Consider the following 21,169-nt stretch of genomic DNA (forward strand, 5'->3'; position numbering starts at 1 on the left):
AGAACGAGGTCGTAATTGTGGTTGCTGCCGCGCCGTCTGGTCGCCGCTTCGGCAATCCCGTGTGGTTATACCGTCGAGCGTCAGGCAGGACCACCTAGAGAGACATATGCCCGCCGACAGCACCTGTTGATCACGGGCATACTGCCACCCAAAGAAGGCTCCGTCCCAAGTGGGGACGGAGCCTTCTCAGAAGAGCCGGTCGCTGACCGGTAAAGTGGCGGCCCTAGCGCCCGGTGCCGCCGTAAACGGTAGCTTCGGCATCGCCGTCGAGCTCGAAGGCGGCGTGGATGGCGCGGACGGCGTCGTCCAGCTTGTCAGCGCTGGTGACTACGGAGATGCGGATTTCCGAGGTGGAGATCATGTCGATGTTGATGCCGGCATCGGAGAGGGCCTTGAAGAACGTTGCCGAAACGCCGGGGTGTGAACGCATTCCCGCGCCGATCAGGGACAGCTTGCCAACGTGCTCGTTGTATTCGATGCTCTCGAAGCCGATTTGGCCTTCAGCTGCACGAAGGGCGGTCAGGGCGTCGGCGCCTTCGACGATTGGAAGCGTGAACGAGATATCAGTGCGGCCCGTGCCGTGGGTGGACACGTTCTGCACAATCATGTCGATGTTCGAGTGCGCGTCCGCGATCACCTGAAAGATCGCAGCGGCCTTGCCGGGGATGTCCGGCACGCCTACAACGGTGACCTTGGCTTCGGACCGGTCGTGTGCAACGCCGGAGATGATTGGCTGCTCCAAGGCAACTCCCTCTTGAATCGTGAACTTTTCATCGGCGCCCGGGATGACCCACGTGCCTTCGTGCTGGCTGAATGACGAACGGACGTGCAGCGGCACTCCGAAACGGCGGGCGTACTCCACGCACCGCAGGTGCAGGATCTTGGCGCCGGAAGCAGCAAGTTCCAGCATTTCCTCGCTGGAGATGCGGTCGATCTTCTGGGCCGACGACACAACACGGGGATCGGCCGTGTAGATACCGTCCACATCGGTGTAAATTTCGCACACATCGGCTTCGAGCGCTGCAGCCAAGGCAACAGCCGTGGTGTCCGAGCCGCCACGACCCAGCGTTGTGATCTCGTTGGTGCTGCGGCTCATGCCCTGGAAGCCCGCCACGATCGCAATGTGTCCTTTGTCCAGGGCGGTGCGGATGCGGTGCGGGTCCACATCAATAATCCGGGCCTTGCCGTGGATGCCGTCGGTAATCATGCCTGCCTGGGAGCCCGTGAAGGACTGGGCGGAGGCGCCAAACTTGTTGATGGCCATGGCAAGCAGTGCCATGGAAATTCGCTCTCCGGCGGAAAGGAGCATGTCCATTTCGCGGGCAGGAGCGGAGTCCGTGACCTGGCCCGCGAGGTCCAGGAGTTCATCTGTGGTGTCTCCCATGGCGGAAACAACAACCACAACCTCGTTGCCGGCCTTCTGCGCATCCACAACACGCTGAGCGACCCGCTTGATGCCATCAGCATCGGCAACCGAGGAACCGCCGAACTTCTGAACGATCAGCTGCTTGGTAATGGCAGCTCCGTCGGAGAGCTCTTCGATCTTCACTTCGGTAGTGGGCATAGTCATGCGCGCACCCTCACTGCATCAATAGGGTTCGAACGAGGCATGCCAAATTCGAAATTGGGACACGCCTGCGTAGCTTATTCGGCCAGTTTATCGCCGTGTTGTGTCCCCGCAGGAATTGTGACCACATGGCGGCCACGCAGTCAGTTTCGGCAGCAGGCCCCCGGGCGTACGATCCCTCTTATGAGCATTGCGTGGTGCCATGGCCAGGGTTCCTGAGCCACCGGACGATCCCGGGCCGGCGCGCAGCGAATCGGAATACGAAGTGATCGGCGGCGGCGTTATCGACGACCGGTTTCCGCGGCGTGACGGAACCGCGGGGAGTGAACACAGGCTGGACCACCAACCTGGGATCGCCGACATTCTCGGAGCCGCTGTGCGGGAGGCCTGGGATGACTGCCGCATGTCCTTGCAATCCTGGTGGTTCTGGTTGGCCTGCGCGTCCGGGCTCCTTCTGGCCTGGGCGACGGCCGCAGCTGTGGTGGCTTTCGGCGAAGCCAACGGATGGTTTGAATCCAGCCTCCCAAGCGCCACGTACATACTGATGGCCGGATTGATGGCAGTTGTTTCTGCTGTCCTCGGGGCAGTATGGGGCTTCCATCAAAAGGCTCGAACATTCCTTGGCGGGCTGTTCGCCGGAGTCTTCCGCGGGGCGGTCTTCGCGGTGCCGTCCGGCATCCTGCTTCTCACGGTGGGCACGGCCGTTGGCGGGCCGATCGCCTTGGCGGGTGCCGGCGTCGTGGTTGTTGTCCTTGAGATTGTGTTGTTTGGACTCATAGGCGCAGGTGCCCGCGCCTGCTCGGGCCGAACGGCGGCAGGTGTTGCCTTGGCTGCGGCGCTGGTGGCGTTCCTGTGCCTGGGCAATGTAGCGGCTACCATCGCGTTGATTCCATGGACGACTGTGATGGACCAGGCGTCGGTGCCCGTCAACGTGGAGCGGGACGACACCGGACGGATCACAGCATACGAGTGTGTTGGGCGTCTCCGGCCCGTGGAAGTGGCGCATACAGAGCGGGTGGCTTGGCTGGCAGCGTCCAATCCGATCCTGCTCTTCGGTAGCGTCGCCGCGGAGGCGCTCCCCAAGGAGCATGAACTGGCATGGGTGTTGTCCGGCTTGCAGTGGGCCGCCGATGGACCGGGCCGTGATTTTCCCTGTATCGGAGGGGAATCGAGTGATCAGCTGGCGCCTTCGGTGCCCGTCGCCCTCACTGGCCTCGTGATTCAGGCAGTGGTTGCTGCCTTGGTGCTCTTGCCGGGACGCTGGTTGTCCACGCGCCGCCTTACGTCAGCGCGTTCCGGCGGCCCTCAAACGCCCGGCCAAGCGTGACTTCGTCGGCGTACTCAAGGTCCCCACCCACTGGCAGGCCGGAAGCCAACCGCGTGACGGTGATCCCGATCGATTTGAGCATGCGGGCCAAATAGGTAGCAGTGGCCTCACCCTCAAGGTTGGGATCCGTAGCGATGATGATTTCCTGGATGGCGCCGTCGTTGAGGCGTGTGAGGAGCTCGCGGATCCGCAACTGCTCCGGGCCAATGCCCGCGATGGGATTGATAGCTCCGCCCAGCACGTGATACCGGCCACGGAACGAACGGGTGCGCTCCACAGCAAGAACGTCCTTGGACTCCTCAACCACGCAAATGACCGACGGATCCCGCCTCGGATCGCGACAGATGTTGCACATTTCCTGCTCGGTGACGTTGCCACACACCGTGCAGAACTTAACCCGTTCCTTCACCGTGGTGATGGCCGTAACGAGCCGCTTCATGTCCTCGGGATCGGCCTCAAGGATGTGGAACGCCAGGCGCTGTGCCGATTTCGGGCCCACACCGGGAAGCCGGCCGAGCTCGTCAATCAGCTCTTGAACTGCACCTTCGTACAAAATGTCCTCGTTTGTTTGGTATCGATGCTGTCATCAGCGGGGTTGCAGGGGAGAACCGTCCAAGGCGCGCTCTTCGATCAGCTTTCCGCCCAGAATACGCTCCACGGCAGCACGCCCAAAGACCCTCGATTCCTCGATGGTTTCGTCCTCCGGGCTGGGGATATCCTCCGGCGCCAACTCCGGCCTGGCTTGGGTCCGCACGGGCGCCTGCACCCGTCCGGCTTGGGCTTCGGGACTGTTGGTCAAGCGCTGGTACAGGCTCTGACGGGCCGAAGGACCGCTCGACGGCGCGCCCTCCTCAAGCGTCGCGACGGAGCCGCCCGCATGCTGGGTTTCCGTGGCTGTGGTGGGCCACGCGGCAGGCGCCGGGGCGGACGCCTGGACTGGCATGGTGCCGGGCCAACCCGACGCCGGAGAGACGTCCCAGCCCGACGCGCCGTTTTGCCCGCCGCTGGTCGGGTGGCCGTAGCTCGGGGCTGCCGAGGCTGCCGCCTCCGCCGGTATTTCAAGGGCTGTGCCGCCGTTCGCCGGGACCTGCGCCGCCGCCGGTTCGTAGTCGCGGACCTTCGACGCGCCCGTATCAGCCTCGATGGGAGTCTGTTGCTTGGCACCCACATTGGATTCGGTGCCCACCACCCATGTACCCGGCGCTTGTTCCACTGCCCTGGACCAAGGGTCGACGGAACCCACCGTTTCTGTGGATTTACCAGCTGTGTTGGCGGCCGATCGAGGTGCTTCCTGCGCAGGTGTTGGCTGCGATGGCGCTGACGGAATCCCCCGTGCAGGGGAAGCTGGTGCCTGCGAAGCAGGTGTCGGTGACGCCGGTGCCGGAGGGGTGTCCGGACCGGAAAATGCGCGGGACGGTTCCCAATCCATCGGAGGTTCTTCGTCCAACGGCGGCGCATCTTCGTCGAGGGGAGGCCCCCAATCATCGTCCGCGTAGGAGTAGTCCCCAGCCGGCGCCGTGGGTTCTGCGGGAGCCGCGGGCGCCGTGGGTTCGGGTGGAGCCGCCGGCGACGCCGGTGTCGTCGGTTCTGCGGGAGCCGGGGCATCCGCAATTGGCGCTGCTGCCTCCGGCCTGGCCGGAGCCGGCGCCGCTGCCGCGGGGGCAGCCGGTGCCAAGCCCCAGGCGGAGTCGACCGATGAAACAGCGCTAGGCACGTGCGCTGGCACCCGTTCCTGGGCTGGCACTGGTACCTGGACTGCTACTGGACCCGGGGCTGCCGACGGCGATGCGGCGCCAGGCGGCGCCGGAACCTCCCGGCTAGTAGGTGCTTTTGGGTTTGGCTCAGAGCTCGCTGAGCTGTTGCCGCCAGCCACTGCGACGATCTGGCAGTCGATGCCGATGGTCTTGTGGATTGCCTGGCGAAGGTTCTCGGAGTGATCCGCGCGCCCAAAGGCCCCAGCGAGGCCCGCGGTGGTGAAGGCGAGTGTCAGCACCTGGCCATCGAACTGGGCCACCTGGGCATTCGGTTCCACCAAGGCCCACGTGCTGCGCTTGATCTTGGTCAGCGTCTGCAGGACCTCCGGCCACGCGCGACGGAGGGCTTCGACGTCTCCGCCAGCGGCAGGAGCCGGCTGTGATGTCGGGGCCGGTTGGGAACCGGGTGCGGTCTGCGGGGCGGGTGCACTTTGCGGAGCCGGTTGTACGGCGGGAGGGGCCGTGGCAGCGGCTGGCTTCGTCGAGGGAGCATTCTGGACGGGACGCTGTGTAGGCGTCGGCTCGTCCACCGGCCAGTCGTTCGTTGAGACGCGCGGAGCGGAGAGTGGCTCCCGCGACACAGGTGTTGACGACGTTTCCTGCGCAGGTACTGGCGCTTGAACTGGTGCTGCAACGGGCGCCTGAACTGGTGCGGGTGCCTGAACTGGTGCGGCAACGGGCGCCTGTGGAGGGGCAGCCTGGGCAACTGACGCAGCCGCCGATGAAGAAGCTGTGGCGGAAGGCGCGCCAGAAGCGGCAACCGGGATCCCGGCGTCGCCGGCGTAATTCAGTCGACGCTCCACGCGATCGATCCGGGCCGCAATGCCGCGTTCTGTCTGCTCGGAGCTGGGCAGCAGGATACGCGCGCACAGAAGTTCCAAGTGCAGCCGGGGGGAGGTGGCTCCGGTCATTTCCGTGAGCGCCGTGTTGGTGACGTCCGCCGCGCGGGAGAGCTCCGCGGCACCCAGGTTGGTAGCCTGGTTGCGCATCCGGGCAATCTGGTCCTCGGGCACGCCCCGGAGGATGGCCTGTGCGCTTTCGGGCATTGCCTGGACGATGATGAGGTCCCGGAAGCGTTCCAGGAGGTCTTCCACGAATCGCCGGGGATCGTGCCCGGTCTGGATGACGCGGTCGACGGCGCGGAAGACCGTTGAAGCATCAGCGGCTGCGACGGCGTCCACGACGTCGTCCAGCAAGGAAGCGTGCGTGTAGCCGAGAAGGGCAACCGCGAGTTCGTAGTCCAGGCCGTTGGGTCCGGCGCCTGCCATGAGCTGGTCCAGCACGGACAAGGTATCGCGGACGGAACCGCCGCCGGCACGGATGACAAGCGAAAGCACGCCCGGAGCCACGGGAACGTTCTCCTGGTGGCACAGCAGCTCAAGGTACTTGATGAGAGGCTCGGGCGGCACCAACCGGAAGGGGTAGTGGTGCGTGCGCGAACGGATGGTGCCGATGACTTTGTCCGGCTCCGTGGTGGCAAAGATGAACTTGATGTGTTCCGGCGGCTCTTCGACGATCTTCAGGAGCGCATTGAAGCCAGCCGACGTGACCATGTGGGCTTCGTCGATGATGAAGATCTTGTAGCGGTCCCGCACCGGGGCGAACGTTGCGCGCTCGCGGAGATCGCGGGCGTCGTCCACGCCACCATGGCTGGCGGCGTCGATCTCGATGACGTCCAGTGAGCCGGAGCCGCCGCGCGCGAGTTCGATGCAGCTGGGGCACTTGCCGCAGGGCGTGTCGGTGGGGCCTTCGGCGCAGTTCAGGCAGCGTGCAAGGATGCGCGCGGACGTGGTCTTGCCGCAGCCGCGGGGGCCGGAGAAGAGGTAGGCGTGGTTCACGCGGTTCTTCCGCAGGGCCGTCATCAGGGGCTCGGTGACGTGTTCCTGCCCGATAACGTCCGCGAAAGAGTCCGGGCGATACCTTCGATACAGGGCAGTTGTAACAGTCACAAGTGAAACCTACCTATAGGGACTGACATTTTAAATAAGAGACCCCTCATGCACCCGCCAGAGCCCATCTACCCTTGCTACCTTCCGGTCCTGGGGGAGTTCAACAGGATGACGCCACATGAGGGGCCGTCGACAAGCTTACCTGAACTTGGTTATTGGTTCGAATCGGCGCAGGGGGCTGTGGAAAACGCTCGACGGCGGGTGGCTCCCGCCCGATTCCGGCGGGAGTTAAGGCAGGTAGTCCGGCGCGTCCTCCAGCCCGAAATATCGCTCCAGCGTGGTAATTCCCCTGGATTTCATATCTGTTGCGATCCCCACGCCGACGAACCGGAGATGCCACGGCTCATATTCATAGCCTGTGATGTCCTGCGCCCCGGCCGGGTACCTGATGATGAAGCCGTATTTCCAGCCGTCCGTGGCCGCGAAACGACCCACCGGTGTATCGGCGAAGCAAGCTTGCAGAGCACATACGCCGCTGGCGTTTCCGATGTCCATGGCCAGGCCGGTCTGGTGTTCGCTGTAACCGGCGCGTGCAGCCAAGGTATCTGCGGTCTCCTGGCCGTATTGCGCGACGTAGTCGGCATAGAGACTCTGTTGTTGCGAGTAGGAGCGGTATCCGCTGGTGGCCCGGATGTTGACCCCTGACGCTTTGGCTGCCTTCACGAACGAGTTGTATGCGGTTGCAGCCTCCGGGCGCAGCCGTTCAGTTGAAACCCGCGTAAGTGACGACGGGACATAGCTCGGCGGATTCAGCATCCGGTGTTTGTTAACCACAACCTGCAGACTGTTGGCCGAGTCGATGTCGTATGGGACCGCGACGGCAGCCTGCGGGGACAGGAGCCCCAAGGACAGCAGTGTCGCAGCGATCCCCAACCAGAATTGGCGCAGCTTCATGTGGTCCTCCAACTCATGTGCGTCCGGTCAAGTGTGTCCAGCGATGGGGTGACTGTACTCCCGGTCCGGAGTACCGACAATCTTGACTTTCAAGGCCTGTCAGCTCTTCAATCCAAGGACGCTTCTTCAGTCCAAAAGTGGTTCCCCGGGATTTAAGAATGGTCCGCTGCGGCGCCGGACATCGAAGACTTCCCACGCCTGGGGTATCAGATCGAACGCGACGTCGCACATGCGCCGGAGTTGTTCCATTCCTTCGGCCTGGAACGCATCGTCCTCGGCGAGGCTGCTTGCGACGTCGTAACCGCTTCTTTCGGCGGTTGTCCACTCCAGCCCGTGGGAGTAGCCGCTACAGAACTGCCAGGCATAGATCAGCCCGGGAGGCAGGCTGCTGCTCGAACGCAACTCTTTGAGGATCGCAGTCTCCGTGCGGTTCTTGGTGGCATACCCCCAGCTTCCATCGCCTTTCCGGCGAAACATTGGGGGCAGCCGCAAGGTTTCTGCCGATGAGTTCAACGCCCGGCGGAGCCCATCAAAGTAATCCGCCGCGACCTCGTGCGGTTCCGGATGGAACTCCCGAAGGTAGGAGTCCCAGAACGCGGCGGCGTTGAACACCTCCCGGGACACGAGTACCAGGCCCCGCCGGGCACGTTCGTCGGAGCTTTCCGGCAGAAGCGCCCACAGCACTGTTGCAGTGCACTCCATGATGGTGCGTACCAATGCATACGGTGCATGGGTCTGGGTGCGGAAGTAGATGTTCCCGTCGGGCGCCTCGATGAACAAGAGGCGGCGGAGCGCCTGCAGATTATCCATGGCGGCCACGAGGGACTGGGTCAGCAGGTGGCTGACGCTGCGGGAGGAACTGAAAAGGTCATCCAACTGGTGAAGGGGCGAACCGTTCTCGACGCCGCCAACGTCCATTCTTCGATCGCAGAGCGGCTCCAAGGCCTGGAGGCGTTCAAAGATTCTTTCCGCGGCCCGGCTTTCTTCGTCTGACCCGTCCAGCGAACCGGCAGAGTCGGGAGGTATTTGCCTATCGTCCACGGAGCGATCCTAGCTCTCCGGCAGATGCGGCGGGGAAGGTCGCCACCCGTTCACTGGCCACGTCATGAAAGCCGGCTCCTCGTAAGGGTGGGCCGCTCGCAGAGCCAGCACAACGGCGTCGAGCACGTCCTCCTCAACCACCCACTCAACCCGCGTTTCGGGCACCTGCTGGGGGCTTCCGACGTCGCCGATGAATGGCTGCGAGCCCGGCAGGGGAGTGAAATGGCCAGTGCCCGGCGAGGTGAAAGAGCAATGTGAGTAGTCGCCGATCCGTCCTGCACCAGCGTCCCCGATTGCCTTCAGGACGGCGGGAGTGTGGGTCTCGGGAACGTAAACAACCAGGGCGTGGAGCTGCGTCATGGGAACATCCTGTCAGTAACAACGGCTACAAAGCGGCCCACACCATTGCATATCTGCGGGTCACAGCGGACCATGGGTATGTACACCGATTGGGGCAATCTCAAGATTGTGAGCTGCGGGGCCTGGGGGCGAGGGGCCGGACCCGGCAGCTCAACGGTGATACCGCAAGAATGGGCGCGTTGGGGGCGTCCATTTTTCCGTTAAGGCGAACAACGCTTTTTGGACGTGCGGCGAGGGCGAAATGGTCCGATTACACGATGCCGAAATTCTCAGGTACAGTAGTATCTGCTTTCGATTCGGAAGCAAGGAGAATTCGCCTAGCGGCCTATGGCGCACGCCTGGAACGCGTGTTGGGTTAACGCCCTCGGGGGTTCAAATCCCCCATTCTCCGCGTTTGGCCCCGGTCCCCAGGACCGGGGCCTTTTGCGTTCCCGGAATCCGGCCCTCCAAGGAGTGGGCTGCGCTACAGTTGCCCAGCGGCCACGCGCTCCAGTACTTCGCGGCATGCAAGAATCGCGGGGTGGATCCGCCCGGCCGTCCTGGTGGACGTGAAGACGGTCCGCTGTGGCAGGCTGGGTAGGTCCAGTAGTTGGACTGGGCGGGTCCGACCTGTCCAGACGAGGTCCGGCATGAGGGCAACGGCGTTTCCCGATTCAATGAGGCGGATCTGCGCTTGGAGGTCGGCCGTTTCGTATCGGACGTCCGGTTCGAAGCCAGCGGACCGGCAGGCCTGTTCGGCCCAGTGCCGGGAGGCGGCGCCGCGGGGTTCCATGACCCAGGGCATGTCCGCGGTATCGGCGAGTGAGGCTACACGTTCCCCGCCCAGTCCTATCGGGGGAGTGGCCAGCCGGATGGCGTCGCTGGTCAGCGTTGCCCGGTCCAGCCCAGGATGATGGGGCGCGGCGTGTCCGGGATATTGCTCCGCGACCACGATGTCGAAGTCGCGTGCCCAGGTTTCATAGAGGGCCGTCTCGGGTTCGCGCTGGGTCATTTCCACGCGCACTTCCGGATACTCCTGGCGCATGATGCTGAGGAAGTCAGGCAGCAACGCGAGTGCAGCCGACTGGAACACGGCCAGCCGGACGGTTCCCGTGACTGTGGACAGGGAGGCCGCGAGCTCGGTTTCCGCCCGTTCCAGTGTCTCCAGGAGGGCGGCGGTGTGGGCAACCAGGATCTCCGCCTGAGGTGTCAGCTGCACCCGGCGGCCGGCCTTGCGGAGCAGTTCGACGCCCGCTTCCTTCTCCAGCAGGGTCAGTTGCTGGGACACGGAAGAGGGACTGTACTGCATGGCATCGGCCACCTCGGCGAGCGTTCCGCGGATCTTCAATTCGTGCAGCAAACGCAGCCTGCGGACGTCCAGCAAGGCGGCCTCCAAAGGATCGGAATGGGTAATGAATATTCGTCAGAAAAGATCGCTTTTCCTAACGTGATTGTAGATCCATACTGATGGAAACAAACAAACTTCTCCGTCCCAGAAGGAGCCCCAATGACCAGCACCCTCCCGGTTGCCGCCGCCCCGCGCACCCAGGATTCCGGGCAGTTCGATGCTTTGGCACAGGAAGCCATCGCGTTGGTCCGCCACTGGCTGACCGAAGCCAGCAAGATTCCCGTGGATGTGTCCGCCCAGCGCCTCGCCGGCGTCCTGAAGGATCCGAATGGCCTTGACTTCACGGTCGGATTCGTCGACGGCGTCATCCGCCCCGAGGACCTGTCCGTCGCCGCCCGGAAACTCGCCGAGCTGGCTCCCAAGGTTCCTGCGTTCCTTCCCTGGTACATGCGCAGCGCGGTCCGTGTTGGCGGCGTCATGGCTCCGATCATGCCCCAGGTGGTCATTCCGATCGCGCGCCGGGTGCTCCGTGAAATGGTGGGCCACCTGATCGTCGATGCCACGGATGCCAAGCTCGGTCCGGCCATCGCGAAGATCCGCCAGGACGGCGTGCACCTGAACGTGAACCTGTTGGGCGAGGCAGTCCTGGGTGAGCACGAAGCGCAGCGCCGCCTGGAAGGCACGCTGAAGCTCCTGGCCCGCGACGACGTTGACTACGTCTCCATCAAGGAATCTTCCACCGTGGCACCGCACTCCCCATGGGCCTTCGACGAAGCCGTCGATCACGTGGTGGAGAAGCTCACCCCGCTCTACCGCCTTGCCGCGTCCTTCCCCAAGCCCAAGTTCATCAACCTGGACATGGAGGAATACAAGGACCTCAGCATGACCATCGCGGTGTTCAAGCGCATCCTGGACATGCCGGAGTTCAAGAACCTCGAGGCCGGCATCGTCCTCCAGGCCTACCTCCCTGACGCCCTCGGTGCGATGCAGGAACTGCAGGAGTGGGCCGCTGCACGCCGCGCACAGGGTGGCGCGCCCATCAAGGTTCGCGTGGTCAAAGGTGCCAACCTGCCCATGGAACAGGTAGAAGCTTCCCTGCATGATTGGCCGCTGGCCACCTGGGGCAGCAAGCAGGACTCGGACACCAGCTACAAGAACGTCATCAACTACGCCCTCACTCCGGAGCACATCGACGCCGTCCGGATCGGCGTTGCGGGGCACAACCTCTTCGACGTCGCGTTTGCGTGGCTGCTGGCCAAGCAGCGTGGTGTCACCGAAGGCATCGAGTTCGAAATGCTGTTGGGCATGGCAACGGGCCAGGCCACGGCCGTTCGCAAGGATGTCGGCAGCCTCCTGCTGTACACACCGGTGGTCCACCCGGGCGAGTTCGACGTCGCCATCGCCTACCTGATCCGCCGCCTCGAAGAGGGCGCCAGCCAGGAAAACTTCATGTCCGCGGTCTTCGAACTCAGCGAGAATGAGGCTTTGTTCAAGCGCGAGCAGCAGCGCTTCCTGAACTCCCTGGCCAACATGAAGGACGAGGTCCCGGGTCCCAACCGCAAGCAGGACCGGCGCCTGCCAGCCGAGCCTGCCCCGCTGGAGGGCTTCCGCAACACTCCGGACACGGACCCGGCGCTGCCGGCAAACCGCGCCTGGGGCCGTGACATCCTCAAGCGCATCCCCGGCTCCACCGCGGGCAACAAGATCGTCGAATCCACCAAGGTTTCCGCCGCCGCCGATCTGGACCGCATCATCGCCACCGCCGTGGAGGCCGGCAAGGCCTGGGGTGCCCGGCCCGCTGCCGAGCGGGCAGCGATCCTGCACCGCGCCGGCGACGTCCTCGAAGCCCGCCGCGCAGAGTTGCTGGAGGTCATGGCTTCAGAAACCGGCAAGACCATTGACCAAGGCGACCCCGAGGTCAGCGAAGCGATCGACTTCGCGCACTACTACGCCGAGCGCGCCAAGGACCTGGAAAAGGTCGACGGCGCCACGTTCGTCCCAGCGAACCTCACCGTAGTGACACCGCCGTGGAACTTCCCGGTGGCGATCCCCGCAGGCTCGACGCTCGCGGCACTCGCCTCAGGTTCCGCCGTCGTGATCAAGCCGGCAAAGCAGGCCCGCCGCTCCGGTTCAGTCATGGTGGATGCGCTCTGGGAAGCCGGTGTGCCGCGTGAAGTCCTGGCCCTGGTCCAGCTTGAAGAGCGTGAACTCGGCACCCAGCTGGTCTCGCACCCGAGCGTGGACCGCGTGATCCTGACTGGCGGCTATGAAACCGCTGAGCTGTTCCGCTCCTTCCGCCAGGACCTGCCGCTGCTCGCGGAAACGTCCGGCAAGAACGCCATCATCGTCACCCCGAGCGCTGACCTGGACCTCGCAGCCAAGGACGTCGTGTACTCGGCCTTCGGCCACGCCGGCCAGAAGTGCTCCGCCGCGTCCCTGGTGATCCTGGTTGGCTCCGTGGCCAAGTCCAAGCGGTTCCACAACCAGCTCATCGACGCCGCCCGCTCCCTGACCGTCGGCTACCCGGAAAATGCCACCTCGCAGATGGGGCCGATCATCGAGCCGGCCAACGGCAAGCTCCTGAACGCCCTGACCACCCTGGGTGACGGCGAAACCTGGGCCATCAAGCCTGAGCCCCTGGACGAAACCGGCCGCCTCTGGTCCCCGGGCATCCGCTCTGGCGTCAAGCGTGGCTCGTACTTCCACCTCACCGAGTTCTTCGGACCGGTCCTTGGCGTGATGACCGCCGAGACCCTTGAGGAAGCCATCGCCATCCAGAACGAGATCGAGTACGGCCTCACGGCTGGCCTGCACTCCCTGGACTCCGCTGAAATGGGCATCTGGCTGGACACCATCCAGGCCGGAAACCTCTACGTCAACCGTGGTATCACCGGTGCGATCGTCCAGCGCCAGCCCTTCGGCGGCTGGAAGAAGTCGGCCGTTGGCGCCGGAACCAAGGCCGGCGGACCGAACTACCTCATCGGCCTGGGCAGCTGGCTCCCCGCCGAAGCCACGGCAAAGCGCGGCACCGTGCTCCAGGGGGCAGCCGCCCAGATCCTCACGGCTGCCAAGTCCGCTGACGTCACTGCCGAGGAACTCCACACCCTTCAGCAGGCACTCTTCAGCGACGCCGCCGCCTGGGAATCCGAGTTCGGCACCCGCAAGGATGTCTCCGCCCTCTCCGCAGAGCGCAACGTGTTCCGCTACCGTCCGATCCCGGTCACGGTCCGCCTGTCCGAAGGCGAGCGGCTCGCGGAACTGCTCCGCGTGGTAGCGGCCGGCGCAGTGGCGGGATTGACCCTCAAGGTGAGCTCCGCCGTCGTACTTCCCGACGCTGTGGTGAATGTGTTCGCGAACCTGGGCGTCAGCGTCCGGGTCGAGGACGACGCCGCGTGGCTGGCCCGTGCGGCAAAGTTCGACGCCGGCCGCATCCGCCTGATCGGTGGCGACTTCGCCGCGCTGAGCGCAGCCATGGGTGGCCGCCCGGATGTGGCCGTCTACCACGGTGCAGTGACCCAGGCCGGCCGCATCGAGATGCTGCCATTCCTGCGCGAGCAGGCCGTGTCCATCACCGCGCACCGCTTCGGCACCCCGAACCACCTCTCGGACCACCTGATCTAATCCCACCAAGACGGGCCGGAGTTGCACAAACAGCCAGGCAGGACGTCCATAACGACGTCCTGCCTGGCTGTCTTCGTTGACGCCTCAGGATTCCAGGACCAACAACTGTGCCTTGTCCGGGTCCCAGCCAACCCAAAGACTGTCCGTTGCCGACCGCGTGCCGGACTCCGGGCTCATCTCCCGCAGCATCAATTCATGGCCTCCAGCAGTGAGCCGATGACGGACGGTGGCGCCAAGGTTGGTGGACGATGTAATAACAGCTCCGCAGCCCCCATCCACAGGCGGCGTTGAACTGAGCTTCAGGTTTTCCGGGCGGATCGATACTGCGTAGTCCGCACCCATAGCGCCCTGGTCCCTCACGCGTGCGATTCCCAAACCACCCAAATCCACGGTGGCCTCCTTGCCGTTGCGCTCCAGTACTGTGCACGGAATCAGGTTGGTGTCGCCAAGGAAGCCGGCAACCCAGTCGGTAAGGGGGTGGTTGTAGACCTCGTCCGGCGGTCCTGATTGGACAATCCGGCCGTCTTTCATCACCACGATCCTGTCCGACATTGCCATTGCTTCTTCCTGGTCGTGGGTAACGAACAGTACGGAGATGCCCAGGCTCTTCTGAAGGGTTTTGATCTCCTCCTGCATCTGTTCGCGGAGCCGCTTGTCCAGCGCTGCCATGGGCTCGTCCAGGAGAAGTGCCGCGGGGTTGAACACCAGGGCCCGGGCGAGCGCAACGCGCTGCTGCTGGCCTCCGGACAGCTGCCGCGGCCTGCGGTCACCCAAGGCGCCAAGCCCCACACGCTTGAGTGCTTCGTTGGCCCGCTGGCGCCGTTCCGACGCCGGCACCTTTCTCATGCGGAGCGCGAATTCCACGTTTTCGAGGGCGGTCATGTGCGGGAAGAGGGCGTAATTCTGGAAAACGACGCCCAGGTTCCGGTCCCTTGGGGGGAGCGTGTCTACGGGCTGCCCGTCAATCATGACGGAGCCGGAGGTATGTTCTTCGAACCCGGCCACCATCATCATGGTGGTGGTTTTGCCCGATCCGCTGGGCCCGAGGAGGGTGACAAATTCGCCGGGCTGGACAGTCAGGTCCAACTGGTCGACTGCGACGAACCCACCATAGCTTTTGCGGACCTGCCTGAGCTCAAGAAGTCCCTTCGTTTGCGTGGCTGCGTCTGGAGGGGTGGCGGTGGAAGTCATTGATGTGGTCATCATTGTTCCTTTACGTTTGGGCGGACACTGCGAGGGGCACCATCCGGGAGATCGATCGGCGCTTGAGGACGAACATGACCTGCAGGAGCAGCCCGATGGTCGCAACTGTTACCAACAGCGCGGAGGAGACGGCGATCTTGGGAGTCAGGTTGAACTGGATGTCGGTGAACATCTTCACCGGCAAGGTGGTGGCGCTGGGGGACTGCATGAACAGCGACATCACGGTTTCATCGATCGATACCGAGAAGGCGAATAGCGCTCCGGAGACCAGGCCCGGGAGGATAACGGGGAGATATACATGCCGGAACACGGACAGCGTCCCCGCGCCGAGGCTTTGGGCCGACCGCACCAGGGCAGGGTTGAGCCCGGCAAGGCTGGCACGCGTTGTGAGGTACACGTAGGGCGTGGCGATGACGGCGTGCGCCAGGCCGATGGGAATGATGCTGCCCACCATGCCAACCGAGATGAAGAACTGGTAGAAGGCAAGGGCAAGCACCACGGTGGGCACGATCATGGGGGCCAGTATCAGTCCCATCACAGCCGACTTCCCGGGAAACGTGCGGCCATGAAGGGCGATGGCCGCCGTAGAACCAATAGCTACGCCGATCACCACGGCAATACCCGCTGACTGGAGACTGGCGGCCAATGCCGACGTCCATGCGGTGTCGGCGAAGAAGCCGGCCACCGCCGCGAAGGACAAACCTTCGGGTGGGAACGTGATGTAGCGGCTGTCATTGAGCGCCACGGGAACCACGATGAGGGTCGGAATCACCAGGAACAGGAAGACCGGCAAAGAAAGCAGGGGAATCAAACGGTGTTGTGGATTAGTTGTCTTCATGGTGGCCTCCGGCCTTGAGGACCCGCTGGTATATCGCCACGAGGATACTGACCAGCGCTGTAAGGATCACGGCCAGGGCTGCGGCGCCTGGGAAGTCGGTCAACTGCCGGGCGTAGTAGTCGATCTGGTTGGCGATCATCATGTCGCCTGGCCCACCCATGACCACCGGGGTGATGAAGAAGCCTGTGCTCATGATGAAGACCAGGAGGCCTGCTGCCGAGACGCCCGGAGTGCTAAGCGGAAGGGTGATGTGACGGAACACGGATCCTTCCCTGGCGCCGAGCGACCGTGCCGCGAGTCCAAGGCGGTCGTCGATGGACATCAGTGAAGAAAAGATCGGAAAGACGGCGTAGGGCAGCAGGCAGTGAACCATGCCGACGATCACCGCGAATCGGTTGTGGAGCAACTCGATGGGTGCGTCCGTCAGGCCAATGCCTTGCAGGAAGGCGTTGATGATGCCGTTGTCCTGCAGGAGCACCGCCCACGCGAAGTTCTTCACCAGGATGCCGGTCCAGAAGGGCAACAATACGACGGCGAAGAGGACTACCCGCAGGATGTTCCCGGAACGCCAGAGGACAAGGGCAATGACATAGCCAAGTCCAACGGTCACCAGGGTGGATGCCAGGCTGATGGTAAGCGTGTTCGCCAGCGAACGAAGTACCAGGGGATCCTCAAGTACCCGCTGATAGGCGTTGCCGGAAAAGCTTGAGCCAACCAGCTTCCCGAGCGGCGTGAGGAACAGTACGACGTCGAATGCAAGAACTGGCGCCAGCAGCAGCCACCATCCGCTCCTTCTCCGGCGCGGCTTCGCTTCGTCCGGCGTCGGAGTCCCGCGGCCTTTCGCCTGGATTCTTTGAGAAGTTATGGCGCTCATGTCAGCTGGCCTGCCACAGCTTGAACTGCTGCTCGGTCTTCTTCAGGTTCTGGGACCACCATTTGTCATCCCGGATGAGGATCTTGTCCGCAAGCAGTGGGCTGGTGGGAAGTGTGTCCGCCACTTCCTTGGGCAGCTTGGACAGCGCAGGCGTGTTCGCCAGGGTCAAGTTCGTAACCGTGTCGAAGGCAGCTCCGGCTTCGGCGTCGTTGGACATGAAGTTCATGAGTTTGAAAGCGGCTTCCTTGTTCTTTGCGCCCTTGGGGACCACAAAATAGTCGCCGGCCAATACGGCGTTCTCGGCGGAGAAGTTCAGTTTGGCCCCGTCCTTGCGCGCAGCGTTGACCCGGTTGTTGAAGCTCGTTGACAGTGCGACTTCTCCTGACGTGAGCTGCTGGATGGGTTCCTGGTTGGCCGAGTGATAAAGAAGACGATCTTTTCCGGGATGGTGGCCCAAGACCCGCAGAGCCCGGTCAACGTCAAGGGGGTACATCTTGTCGAACGGCACGCCGTCAGCCAGCAGCGCGGCTTCCAGCACGGAGCTGTCGGATAGCTGGTTGTAGACGGAGCGCTTGCCGTTGTACTTGTCCTGGTCGAAGAATTGCGCCCAATCCTTGGGCGCCTGCGCATCCGGAATGGCGTTCTGGTCCCATGCCATGACGAAAAGGAAGCTCAGGTACTTGATGCCGTACTCCGCCTTGGCGTAGCCGGGAAGACCCTTGTCGCTGATGATGTCGTAGTCGAACTTTTCCAGCAGTCCTTCGGCAACGGCCGTTTCATACTCCGGTGCTGTGATTTCCACCAGGTCCCACTGCACATCGCCGGACTGCACCTGCGCTTTGAGGGAAGCCAAGCTCGTGTTGGCCAAGAGAGTCGGTTGGATACCTGTCTGTTTCGAAAAGGGATCCAGGATGGTCTGCGTGAACTGGTCGTTGTAGGAACCACCGTAGGAAGTGACCGTGACGGTCTTGTTGGCGGCGGCACTTTCGGCTGGCTTGGAACTGCAGCCGGATAGTGCCAGTCCGGCAAACGGCGTCAGTGCCGCTGCCTTGAGGATCTGCCTGCGGTCAAAAACGTGGGAACGGAAATCTGTCATGGCTCGCATTGCCTCTCATGTACGCCAACGTCCAGGCTCGCTTCAAGGAGACGGGCCATGGGGGAGACGGGCGTGTGCTGGGGTTACATCGTGAAGAAGGCTCCCGAAGCTTGGGGGCGGCGGGTTGCGCACGCCCTTCATCAAAGCATTCGAAAGTCAGGTACACCGGCCGTCGTTCGGCCGTTTGGGGTGCCGTAACTGTAACTGTGAGGTTGCTCACTAGTCAACGGTTGTATTGCATTAAGAAACAATTGACCGAAAAAGAAGCCCGCGAGGGCGGGTCTCACACCGCATATCCCAGCCTTTGCAGCCGGCGCCGAGCTGCGAGTTCGCTGGGACCGTGTGAACCCAGGGCCAGCCGGACCATGGATAGAACAACACGGGCGGCGGTGATGGCAGGCAGTGGGATGGGACCCAAGCGGGCGGGTCGCAGATCCAACATGTTCCGGTACTTGGGTTCAAGGCTTGCGACGGCGGCAGCGAACAGGATCCGGTAGCCCGGCTGAAGCAGCGGGCTCAGGGGCGGACGGCGTATGAAGGCGATGGTTTCTGCCAGCCGCTCATCCGAGCGCAAGATCCCGGAGGCATACCAGGCTTCCAGTTCCTGGCGCACCTGGGCTTCGGTGACCGGTGGATCTTCCACTCCCATGAGCCGGCCAGCCTGGGCCCATTCGCGGACGTAGGCATCCGGGCCGCCGGGTATCGGGCGGCCCCAGATGTGGTTGGCCCTGAGGAAGGAATCCGCATACGTGACGTGGACCCAGCGGAGGAGTTCGGGATCATTGGCGGAATAGTTGCGGTGGGCGCCAGTTCCGTCCACGTAGCTTCCCCGGACATGTTCGTGGATCTTCCGGACACGGTAGGTTGCTGCCTCAGCGGCTTCCTTGGAGCCATACGTGACGGTGAAGATCCAGCGCACGGTACTGGCCAGCCGCCCCAGCGGATCTTCCTTGAAGCCGGAGTGCTCGTAAACACCCGCAAGCGCGCCGGGGTGCAAGGACTGCATCAGCAAGACCCGGATTCCGGCCACGATGGTGGCCATGGAGCCATGCACAGCCCAGACGGCCGAGCCGGGAAGGTGATATCCGGCGTCGTTCCCTTCTGCAAGGCGCGGCACCCACGCAGGTGGGGTTCCGGATGTTCCCGTGAACGTGCGTTGCAGGTCGTATCTGTACTCGGTGAGGTAATTCCTCATGCATCCCATGAGACCGCTCTTCGCGGAACCTGTACAGAGCAATTTGTGCACGGGTCCGGCCCCCATGGCAACGCCATGGGGGCCGGAGGGTTCGCGCGGACTAAACGCGGGCGCGGCGCCTTGACGGTGCTGCTGCCACCAGGAGGGCCGCGATGGCGACGGCGGCACTCAGGATCAGGCCCGGACGGTACTGTTCCAGCATGGCTTGGGCGCTGACGGTTCCAGCCGCCTGACCGTGGCCGCTCACCAATGCCGTGGTGACTGCCAGGACCAGTGCGGCTCCCACCTGCGTGCTGGTCTGGATCAAACCGGCAGCCAGGCCTTGCTCGGAGTCCTTGATGCCGGTTGTGGCCTGGACGTTGATGGACGGGAAGGCCAGGGCGAAGCCGATGCCCAGCAGGATCACCGAGGGCAGGATGTCCAGGGCGTAGTTGGGCGTGGTGCCCACCCGGAGGAACAGGACGTAGCCCAATCCAAGGGCCGTGAGACCGGTGAGGATCAGCTGCGTGGCGCCGAATTTCTCGATCAGCCGGTCGGCAAAGGGTGCGCTGGTGGCCACCAGCAGCCCGGCGGGCAGCAGGGCCAAAGCCATGCCCAAAGGCGTCCAACCGAGCACCGACTGCAGGAACATGGTGACGATGAACTGGAAGCTCAAGTAAGAACCGAAAAGCCCCACTGCGCTGAGGTTGGCCCTGGCCACCCAGCCTTCCTTGAGGATGCCGAAGCGGATCAGCGGGTGCTTCACCTTGTTCTCGATCACAGCGAAGGCTGCAAGCACGGCTGCAGAGATTGCGAATCCGGCGATAGTTGCCACAGATCCCCAGCCCTGCTCAGGTGCCGAAACCAACGTGTAGACGAGGCCGAGCATGCCCAGCGCGAGCGTCACCGCACCCCAGATGTCATGCCCGCTGTTTTCAGCAGACGGCTTGTCTTTCGGAATGAACTTCATGCCCAGCAGGACCACGGCGACGGCGATCGGCACGGACACCAGGAACGTCCACCGCCAGCTCAGGCTGGTCATCAGGCCTCCAACTACAAGGCCCAGCGAGAAGCCGCTGGCGCCGAACGTGGTGAAGATGGACAGGGCCTTGTTGCGCTCGCGGCCCTCGGCAAAGTTGGTAGTGATGATGGAGAAACCTGTTGGCGCGGTGAACGCTGCGGCGAGGCCCTTGACGAACCGGGTAGCGATCAGGATTGCGGGATCGTCCACCAGGCCACCCAGGAGTGAGGCTGCGGCGAACACTGCCAATGCGATGAGGAATATACGACGACGGCCCAACAGGTCCGCGAGCCGGCCGCCCAGGAGCAGGAGGCTTCCATACCCCAGGACGTAGGCGGACACGATCCACTGGAGCGAATCGGTTCCGAGGTTGAGTTCCTGTCCGATCGAAGGCAGGGCCACGCCAACCATGGAAACATCCAGCCCGTCCAGGGCGAGGACGGTGCACACAACCATCAGCAGGAGCCACTGGGCGCGCGTCCAACGGACGGCTGAAAGCACGGGTTCGGCGGATCTTTGAAGGGTGGTGGGTGATGTCATGCATCCAAGCTATATGACGCGTCATTGAATGACAAGGAATATGACGCGGAATATTATGACGTGGATTCTAAAGGCGGGATGGACTAGAATCAGGGCATGGCAACGACGCGTGATCGCCAGCTTGTTGAGCAGTGGCGCAGCATTCAGGACTCCTACTTCCGTACCGCAGGAGCCATTGACCGCGCCCTGGAAGCCAAGTTCGACATCGGCCTGAATGAATTCGAAATTCTGGACCTCGTCGCCGAAAGTACGGACGCCGCTTGCCGTATGAAGGCCTTGGGGGAGCGCACGCCGATGACCCAAAGCGCTGTGTCCAAGGTAGTGGACAGGCTCGAAAAAGCAGGCCTGGTCTCCCGCCAAACGTGTGCCGATGATCGTCGCTCCCTGTATCTGGAGCTCACAGACGCCGGCCGCGCCCTGCATGAATCTGCTGCGGTGGAACACCGTGCACTGCTCAAGGAAAACCTCGGGTAGGGAGTCATCCCCCAACCTCAAGATCACTTGAGCAAAAACTGAGGAAACCCTGCGCTTTACTGGGGCCGGAAAGCCTTTATTTTCATATTGATTCCCGCAACAATGGTGC

16 protein-coding genes, 1 tRNA gene and 1 other RNA gene are annotated in these 21,169 nt (G+C 63.3%); 4 read left to right on the forward strand and 14 right to left on the reverse strand.

The features are described from left to right. Window positions 1–223 precede the first annotated feature (223 nt). Window positions 224–1,570 carry an aspartate kinase gene (locus LDN82_RS03095; RefSeq protein ID WP_224166330.1) on the reverse strand — a complete coding sequence of 449 codons (1,347 nt, stop codon included), beginning with the start codon at window positions 1,568–1,570 and terminating at the stop codon, window positions 224–226. A 199-nt stretch (window positions 1,571–1,769) separates the two neighbouring features. Between LDN82_RS03095 and LDN82_RS03100 the strand changes: the two genes are divergently transcribed. Further along, on the forward strand, window positions 1,770–2,894 hold the full coding sequence (locus tag LDN82_RS03100; protein ID WP_224166331.1) for a hypothetical protein: 1,125 nt from the start codon (window positions 1,770–1,772) through the stop codon (window positions 2,892–2,894). Here the strand turns inward: LDN82_RS03100 and recR are convergent. The 6 genes from recR to LDN82_RS03130 all read right to left on the reverse strand — a co-directional run bounded on the left by recR (window position 2,848) and on the right by LDN82_RS03130 (window position 8,892). Beyond that, window positions 2,848–3,447 carry a recombination mediator RecR gene (gene recR, locus LDN82_RS03105; protein WP_216921891.1) on the reverse strand — a complete coding sequence of 200 codons (600 nt, stop codon included), beginning with the start codon at window positions 3,445–3,447 and terminating at the stop codon, window positions 2,848–2,850. The two genes, LDN82_RS03100 and recR, sit on opposite strands and share 47 nt — an antisense overlap. A gap of 33 nt (window positions 3,448–3,480) precedes the next feature. Then, window positions 3,481–6,597: a DNA polymerase III subunit gamma and tau gene (locus tag LDN82_RS03110; protein ID WP_224166332.1), complete on the reverse strand. Its 3,117-nt coding sequence runs from the start codon at window positions 6,595–6,597 to the stop codon at window positions 3,481–3,483. 34 nt (window positions 6,598–6,631) lie between these two features. Then, window positions 6,632–6,728: signal recognition particle sRNA small type (ffs, locus tag LDN82_RS03115), an RNA gene on the reverse strand. Window positions 6,729–6,825: 97 nt separating this feature from the next. Continuing rightward, on the reverse strand, window positions 6,826–7,491 hold the full coding sequence (locus LDN82_RS03120) for a M15 family metallopeptidase (protein ID WP_224166333.1): 666 nt from the start codon (window positions 7,489–7,491) through the stop codon (window positions 6,826–6,828). Window positions 7,492–7,617: 126 nt separating this feature from the next. Next, on the reverse strand, window positions 7,618–8,532 hold the full coding sequence (locus LDN82_RS03125) for a hypothetical protein (RefSeq protein ID WP_224094157.1): 915 nt from the start codon (window positions 8,530–8,532) through the stop codon (window positions 7,618–7,620). A 9-nt stretch (window positions 8,533–8,541) separates the two neighbouring features. Next, window positions 8,542–8,892, reverse strand: coding sequence for a hypothetical protein (locus tag LDN82_RS03130; protein ID WP_224166334.1), 351 nt, complete (start codon window positions 8,890–8,892; stop codon window positions 8,542–8,544). Window positions 8,893–9,198: 306 nt separating this feature from the next. Between LDN82_RS03130 and LDN82_RS03135 the strand changes: the two genes are divergently transcribed. Then, window positions 9,199–9,283, forward strand: a tRNA-Ser gene (locus LDN82_RS03135). A gap of 72 nt (window positions 9,284–9,355) precedes the next feature. Here the strand turns inward: LDN82_RS03135 and LDN82_RS03140 are convergent. Then, on the reverse strand, window positions 9,356–10,255 hold the full coding sequence (locus LDN82_RS03140) for a LysR substrate-binding domain-containing protein (protein ID WP_224166335.1): 900 nt from the start codon (window positions 10,253–10,255) through the stop codon (window positions 9,356–9,358). 123 nt (window positions 10,256–10,378) lie between these two features. On the opposite strand from LDN82_RS03140, the gene LDN82_RS03145 reads away from it, so the two are divergent. After that, a complete protein-coding gene (locus LDN82_RS03145) occupies window positions 10,379–13,840 on the forward strand; it encodes a bifunctional proline dehydrogenase/L-glutamate gamma-semialdehyde dehydrogenase (RefSeq protein ID WP_224166336.1) in 3,462 nt (1,153 codons plus the stop codon). Between the two features lie 84 nt (window positions 13,841–13,924). On the opposite strand, the gene LDN82_RS03150 is transcribed toward LDN82_RS03145, so the two are convergent. The 6 genes from LDN82_RS03150 to LDN82_RS03175 form a co-directional block, all read right to left on the reverse strand. Next, a complete protein-coding gene (locus tag LDN82_RS03150; RefSeq protein WP_224166337.1) occupies window positions 13,925–15,046 on the reverse strand; it encodes an ABC transporter ATP-binding protein in 1,122 nt (373 codons plus the stop codon). A gap of 7 nt (window positions 15,047–15,053) precedes the next feature. Continuing rightward, complete coding sequence (locus LDN82_RS03155) at window positions 15,054–15,881, reverse strand: ABC transporter permease (RefSeq protein WP_224094166.1); 828 nt, start codon at window positions 15,879–15,881, stop codon at window positions 15,054–15,056. Beyond that, on the reverse strand, window positions 15,868–16,755 hold the full coding sequence (locus tag LDN82_RS03160; RefSeq protein WP_224166338.1) for an ABC transporter permease: 888 nt from the start codon (window positions 16,753–16,755) through the stop codon (window positions 15,868–15,870). The genes LDN82_RS03155 and LDN82_RS03160 overlap by 14 nt, the downstream gene beginning before the upstream one ends. A gap of 1 nt (window position 16,756) precedes the next feature. Next, on the reverse strand, window positions 16,757–17,851 hold the full coding sequence (locus LDN82_RS03165) for an extracellular solute-binding protein (RefSeq protein ID WP_224166339.1): 1,095 nt from the start codon (window positions 17,849–17,851) through the stop codon (window positions 16,757–16,759). A 283-nt stretch (window positions 17,852–18,134) separates the two neighbouring features. Continuing rightward, window positions 18,135–19,055, reverse strand: coding sequence for an oxygenase MpaB family protein (locus LDN82_RS03170; RefSeq protein ID WP_224166340.1), 921 nt, complete (start codon window positions 19,053–19,055; stop codon window positions 18,135–18,137). 91 nt (window positions 19,056–19,146) lie between these two features. Next, window positions 19,147–20,586: an MFS transporter gene (locus tag LDN82_RS03175; protein ID WP_224166341.1), complete on the reverse strand. Its 1,440-nt coding sequence runs from the start codon at window positions 20,584–20,586 to the stop codon at window positions 19,147–19,149. 96 nt (window positions 20,587–20,682) lie between these two features. Here LDN82_RS03175 and LDN82_RS03180 point away from each other — a divergent pair, with 96 nt between their 5' ends. After that, entirely contained in the window at window positions 20,683–21,060 is a 378-nt protein-coding gene (locus LDN82_RS03180; RefSeq protein WP_224094175.1) for a MarR family transcriptional regulator, read from the forward strand. Window positions 21,061–21,169 lie beyond the last annotated feature (109 nt).

It is taken from the genome of Arthrobacter sp. StoSoilA2, assembly GCF_019977195.1.
In the GTDB taxonomy this organism is placed as follows: Bacteria; Actinomycetota; Actinomycetes; order Actinomycetales; family Micrococcaceae; genus Arthrobacter.